The sequence below is a fragment of the Dokdonella sp. genome, from assembly GCF_049593775.1.
In the GTDB taxonomy this organism is placed as follows: domain Bacteria; phylum Pseudomonadota; class Gammaproteobacteria; order Xanthomonadales; family Rhodanobacteraceae; genus Dokdonella.
This window is the reverse complement of the sequence record NZ_JBAWHJ010000377.1, coordinates 1-6,303: the sequence shown is the minus strand read 5'-3', so window position 1 is coordinate 6,303 and position 6,303 is coordinate 1. Positions and strand designations below refer to the sequence as shown.

The 6,303-nt window shown below is 58.9% G+C and carries 5 protein-coding genes; all 5 read right to left on the bottom strand.

Annotation, left to right across the window (positions count from 1 at the left end):
- Positions 1-102: 102 nt before the first annotated feature.
- Positions 103-999, bottom strand: coding sequence for a signal peptidase I (gene lepB, locus WBP53_RS12990; protein WP_423929583.1), 897 nt, complete (start codon positions 997-999; stop codon positions 103-105).
- Positions 1,000-1,046: 47 nt separating this feature from the next.
- Positions 1,047-2,840, bottom strand: coding sequence for a translation elongation factor 4 (lepA, locus tag WBP53_RS12985; protein WP_423929581.1), 1,794 nt, complete (start codon positions 2,838-2,840; stop codon positions 1,047-1,049).
- Positions 2,841-3,010: 170 nt separating this feature from the next.
- Positions 3,011-4,444, bottom strand: coding sequence for a DegQ family serine endoprotease (locus WBP53_RS12980; protein WP_423929579.1), 1,434 nt, complete (start codon positions 4,442-4,444; stop codon positions 3,011-3,013).
- Positions 4,445-4,558: 114 nt separating this feature from the next.
- Positions 4,559-5,500: a MucB/RseB C-terminal domain-containing protein gene (locus tag WBP53_RS12975; RefSeq protein ID WP_423929577.1), complete on the bottom strand. Its 942-nt coding sequence runs from the start codon at positions 5,498-5,500 to the stop codon at positions 4,559-4,561.
- Positions 5,501-5,587: 87 nt separating this feature from the next.
- On the bottom strand, positions 5,588-6,256 hold the full coding sequence (locus WBP53_RS12970; protein WP_423929575.1) for a sigma-E factor negative regulatory protein: 669 nt from the start codon (positions 6,254-6,256) through the stop codon (positions 5,588-5,590).
- Positions 6,257-6,303 lie beyond the last annotated feature (47 nt).

Sequence of the window (6,303 nt, the reverse complement as noted above, 5' to 3'; positions counted from 1 at the left end):
GGCCAGGTAACCGAAGAATCCCACCACGCCCAGAAGCAGTATGAATCCGATCAATGTGATACCGCGTGAACGATGCCTAGTGGACATGCTGCTTCCCTCCTGTTACTTGATGACCGTGCCAATACGGTGGTAGTCGATACTGTTGTCCCAATTCATCCAGATCACGATGGCTCGTCCGACCAGATTGGCCTCCGGCACGAAGCCCCAGTAGCGACTATCCGCGCTACTGTCGCGATTGTCACCCATGACGAAATAGCTCGCCTCCGGTACGCGCCAGGTTCCCTCATGCCCGGATACGCGCGGCAGGGTCATCATGCGGTGCCCTTCCTCTGACAGCATTTCGTCTTTTACCTGAGCGTCACTAAGGTTGCGTCCGTTCTCCGAAGGTCCAATGTACGGGCCGACGTAGGTTTGCGGGATTTCCTTGCCATTCACGTAAATGATCTTGTTGCGATAGGTGACTTCGTCACCGGGCAGCCCCACAACACGCTTGATATAGTCCTGTTTGGGTACCGGAGCAAACGCTTCATGGCAGGGATTTCCGCTGCGGATCGGCTTGCCCTCGCGTTCACACTGGTAGCCCGGATAGCGGAATACGATCACGTCGCCGCGCTTCGGCTCACCAATCTCCAGGATTCGGTTGTTCAGGACGGGTAGACGCAGGCCATAGGCGAATTTGTTGACGAGGATGAAGTCCCCGACCAGCAAGGTAGGCATCATCGATCCAGACGGAATCTTGAATGGCTCGGCGATAAAGGACCGAAATATCAGGATCAGCACAAGCACGGGAAAGAATGAACGTGCGTACTCGGTCAGGACAGGCTCGCGCAAGGCTTCGTGGACGCGCGCCTTCTTTTCTGCCTCCGACAGCGCCGCTATTTCCTCGATGCCAGCAGCGCGCCTTGCGCGGGTTGGCGCGAACGCGAACATGTCGATCAGCCAGATCGCGCCGGTCAGGGTGGAAAGGACTACCAAAAGCAGGGCGAGATCAAAATTCATTCAAACTCCCGGAAGTTGATTCGGGTGCCGGCACAGATGCCAGTCACCTACTTGCTGTCTGATTGCAATACGGCCAGGAACGCCTCCTGGGGGATATCCACGGAACCCACCTGTTTCATGCGCTTCTTGCCTTCCTTCTGCTTCTCGAGCAGCTTCCGCTTGCGCGATACGTCGCCGCCATAGCACTTTGCCAATACGTTCTTGCGCAGGGCCTTGACCGTGGAGCGGGCAATGATCTGCGCTCCGATCGCGCCCTGAATTGCAACGTCGAATTGTTGCCGGGGAATCAATTCCTTCATCTTCTCTACCAGCTCGCGCCCCCGCCGATCAGCCAGTGAGCGATGCAGGATCAGGCTAAGGGCATCGACCCGCTCGCCATTGATCAGCACGTCCAGGCGCACCAGCGGCGCGACCTGGAATCGTTCGAAGTGGTAGTCCATCGACGCATAGCCACGCGATACCGACTTCAGGCGATCGAAGAAGTCGAGCACGACTTCTGCCAGCGGAAGTTCGTAGCTGATCTGGACCTGGTTGGCCATGTAGTTGATCGACCGCTGAACACCGCGTTTTTCCTCGCAAAGCTTGATCACGCTGCCGATATGGTCGGGAGGCGTGAGGATATTGGCAACGATGATCGGCTCTCGGATTTCCTCGATGTTCTGCGACGCCGGAAGCTTGGCCGGGTTGTCCAGCGGGAGGATGCTGCCGTCTGTCTGCAGTACCTCATAGATTACGGTCGGCGCCGTGCTGATCAGATCGAGATCGTATTCCCGCTCCAGGCGCTCCTGGATGATATCCATGTGCAGAAGGCCAAGAAAACCGCAGCGGAACCCGAAGCCCATGGCCTCTGAACTTTCCGGCTCGAAATGCAAGGCGGCATCGTTCAACTTGAGCTTGTCCAATGCTTCGCGCAGCGATGGATAGTCCTCGGCGTTGATCGGGAACAACCCGGCAAAGACTCGCGGCTGCACTTTCTGGAATCCGGGAAGTGGCGCGGGAGCCGGGTCCGAATTGAGGGTGAGGGTATCGCCGACCGGAGCACCATGGACTTCCTTGATCGACGCCGTGACCCAGCCCACTTCGCCACCACTGAGTTTGTTCTTGACCAGTCGCTTGGGCGTGAAGACGCCAACCTTGTCAACCTCGTGCCAGCGCCCGGTGGACATCACGAGGATCTTGTCCTTTGGCTTGATTTCGCCCTGCATGACGCGCACCAGCGAAACAACGCCGAGATAATTGTCGAACCATGAATCAATAATCAGCGCCTGCAACTTGGAGGATTCGCGCGGCACCGGCGGTGGAATCCGGGCAACGATGGCCTCAAGCACCTCGATCACATTGAGACCGGTCTTGGCGCTGATAGCGATCGCGTCTTCGGCATCGATGCCAATGACCGCCTCGATTTCATCCTTGGAACGCTGGATATCGGCAGTCGGCAAATCGATCTTGTTCAGGACCGGAATGACGGTCAGTCCCTGCTCAACGGCGGTATAGCAGTTGGCGACCGACTGTGCCTCGACCCCCTGGGCTGCATCCACGACCAGCAACGCACCTTCGCAGGCGGCCAGCGAACGACTCACTTCATAGGAAAAGTCGACATGCCCTGGCGTGTCGATGAAGTTCAGCTGATAGGTTTTGCCATCACGCGCCAGATAGGGGAGCGACACGCTTTGCGCCTTGATGGTGATGCCGCGCTCGCGCTCAATGGGGTTTGAATCGAGCACCTGCGCCGACATCTCACGATCCTGCAGCCCTCCACAGAGCTGGATGATACGGTCGGCGAGCGTGGACTTGCCATGGTCTACATGGGCAATGATCGAGAAATTTCGGATATGGTCCATCGGGTTTGCCGTAGAGCACCAGCCAGGAAGGCGGCACAAAGGCGGCGATTATCGCAGAAAGCGACAGTCTTGGCTGCGCTGCAGCAATCACGTTCGGGTGAGCAGGCACAAGAGGCTGATCTTGTACCTGCCCTGCCCCGCACATGGGATGGCCTGTCGTGGCCGCCCGACTACTCGGTTTCGTCCTTTGGCACGGTAATCGCGACAAATGAGGTCGTATCGTTGCGTCGAATCAGCAGCATGATCGAGTCGTCAGCCTTCAGCGAATTTACCGCCGTCTGGAATCCTGCACTGGACTTGATCGAAGTGCGGCCGACCATGAGGACGACGTCGCCTGGCTGCAGTGCGGCACGCCGCGCCGAACTGCCGGTGATCCTGGTGATCACGACACCTTCATCCTTGAGTCCGAGCTGCTTGCGCTGTTCCGCAGTCAGGTCCTCGACAAGAATGCCAAGCTTGTTCGCAGGAGCAACCTTGGGCGCTGCGGCCACTGTCGCGGCCACGTCCTTGGGAAGTTCGCCGACCGTAACCGGAATCATCAGCGTCTTGCCGTTGCGGAATACTTCAAGCTCCGAGCGCGTTCCGGGTGGCGTCAGACCGACCATGGGAGGCAGGTCCGAGGAACTGACGACCTCTGCCCCGTCGAAAGCAAGGATCACATCACCGATGCGAACGCCGGCTTTCTCCGCGGCGCCTCCTGCGGTGACGCTGTTTACCAGGGCGCCGCCACTGCGCGGAAGCCCAAGTGCCTTGGCAGAATCCCGATCCACGTTCTGGATCTGGACGCCGATCATGCCGCGCGATACGTGGCCTTTCTCCTTGAGCTGATTCATCGTATTCATGGCCACAGAAATCGGGATGGCAAACGAGACGCCCATGTAACCGCCGGTATTCGAGAAGATCTGGGAATTGATACCGACCACTTCTCCGGCGAGGTTGAATAATGGGCCACCCGAGTTGCCCGGATTGATCGGGACGTCAGTCTGGATAAAGGGCACGTACTGCTGGCTGCGGTCGTAGCCACGGCCAACCGCGCTGACGATGCCATGGGTCACCGTGTGATCCATTCCGAATGGTGATCCGACCGCAACCACCCATTGCCCAGGCTTGAGTTCCGTCGAATCACCCAGGCTGACCACCGGCAATCCGGTGGCTTCGATCTTCAACAGGGCAATGTCGGTCTGCTCATCCGTTCCGATGACCTTGGCATCAAGTTCGCGCCGGTCAGACAGGCGCACGGTGACCTTGTCGGCATCGCCGACCACGTGATTGTTGGTCAGGATGTAACCATCCGTGGACACGATAAAGCCCGAGCCGGCTGAACGACGCTCGCCGCCCGGTTGCTGTCCACGCGGTATCGGACCGAAGAATCGCCGGAAAATTTCCGGGATCTCTTCTTCACCTTCAGCACCGGGGTTCGGCGCCTGCGTCCTCGCCTGGGCCGTCTCGGTGGCCCTTACGTTGACCACCGCCGGTCCATTCTTCTCGACCAGGCTGACGAAATCCGGCAGGTCCGCTGCAATGGCTTGCCCCGCCAGCACTGATATCGCCAAGAAGGCGACTGACAGTGCGAACGATGTTCGCGTGGCCGACAAATTGATCATTTTTTTCTTCCTCATGACAGGGGTTGCAAAGCTCGTTTGCCGGGCTTCGGGAACGTGTTTGAACGATGGTTCCGCCTCAAAGTTCCCTGGTTCCAGCCGTTACCAATGACACTCCTACCGGCTCTCCGGAAACGATTCCGGAGATCGCTCCAGGGAGTCGGCAATGGCCGAAAGCGTTGCTCCGGGCACATCTCCGACGGCCGTGATTCGCCATTCGTTCCTGCTGAGCGTCAGGATATTCAACGGCCCGCGCTGAGTCAGTGTTGCGCCTTCAAGAGCTTCTCCGCGGCTAGGCTCGAGGTAGATCGAAATGTTCGCGAGGCCGTCGCTGTAGACCAGATGCTCAACGCCTTCCCCGTCAGATCGCGACCGACGAATCGAGCTGAGCGAGAACCCTGGCGGCAGCGTGGCCGCCTTCCAGGTGGAGTTTCGCTCCACGATCCAATCATCCGCGCCAGCGGAACGGCTTGTCAGCAGTTCGCGCTGGCTGGGAATGAGTTCTGATCCATCCGGCAATCGACCAATCTCAAGCGCCACGAACATGAACTGTTCCAGCGTTCGCCGCTGGCTGTCCATGACAATGGAACGCAGCAACAGTCGAGAGTCCCGATCCAGCCACAATCGATAGCCGTAGCGCCAGGAGTCCCTGGGCTCGACATCAATGACATCGGCGACGTAGCCGGCAACGCGATCAATACCCACAACCTTCAAACGGTAATTTTCATCCAGTCGCCGGCCAGCAGAAGCAGGAACCAGCGGCAGAAGCCCGCGTCCGGAGTTGCTCGGGTAGATGACCGACGAGCCATCCTGCTGGACAAAGGTGACATCGGGGCCGTTGCGAAAAACCTCGGTACGCGGACCATTCAGGCTGACCAGGCGTTCGCGCTCGCGCGGCCCGCCAGCGTGAGTCACCCGCAGCGTATCGATCCTTCCCGCGTGCTGGTAGAGGAAAGAACCTTGATAGTCGAGCGACTCGATGGCCGACGCCATTTGTGACAACAACGCATGGGCATCCGTTTCCTGCGCATGCGAGAGGGTCGAAAGGCCTGCCCCCAACAAAAGTGCTGTGCAAAATCGCCGGAACGAAAAGACGAACCCGGCGTGACTACCGAATCTTTCCTGAAAGCGGGAATGCATTGGGCCCTAGCGCTGCTCTGTGACCTTTTCCGGCTGCACGGCAGTTGCCTGAGATGCCGAGGGCACGATCAGCAGAACATACGGCAACATGCCCGGCTGACCATTACTGCCGGCCGCGTCGTAGTGCCTGACCAGGTAGGACTGGGTGCGGGGATCAAGTGGCGTCGGCTGTGTTGAAAACCCTGCCGTGCTGGCAGAAGCCGGCTGTACATCCAGTATCGGTGAAATCATTGGCGGCCTGAAATCCGTGTTGCGCGTCGTCGGAGATGCCACTGCGGATGCTGTCGAAACAGCGGGCGCTGCAAGATTGGTCGCCGAGACAGTCTGCTCGACTGGCGCGATGCCGGTACCGTCCTGAGGGCCACTCAGGACAAGGGCAGCGACAGCAACTGAAGCCGCGATCGCTCCGCCGGAAGCCCAGCGCAGCAGCGTTCCCGTCCGCCTGACCTCAGGCTGCACCTCGGTGTCAATTCGAGCCAGAACCGAATCGGCAAAATTCGACCGGACCAGCACAATCTCCTGCCGACGCATCGCCTGTCTGGCAACATGAAAATTCGACCAGCACGAGACCAGACTCTGGTCATGCGCAAGACGGCGCATCAGAAATCGGGTCTCTTCACCGGAGAGTTCTCCGTCCATCAAGGCAGACAGTTGCTCGCGAATTTCCTGACTCATGCGGATCAATCCTCGTTTTCCGAGACCAGAGGCCTCAGCTTTTCATC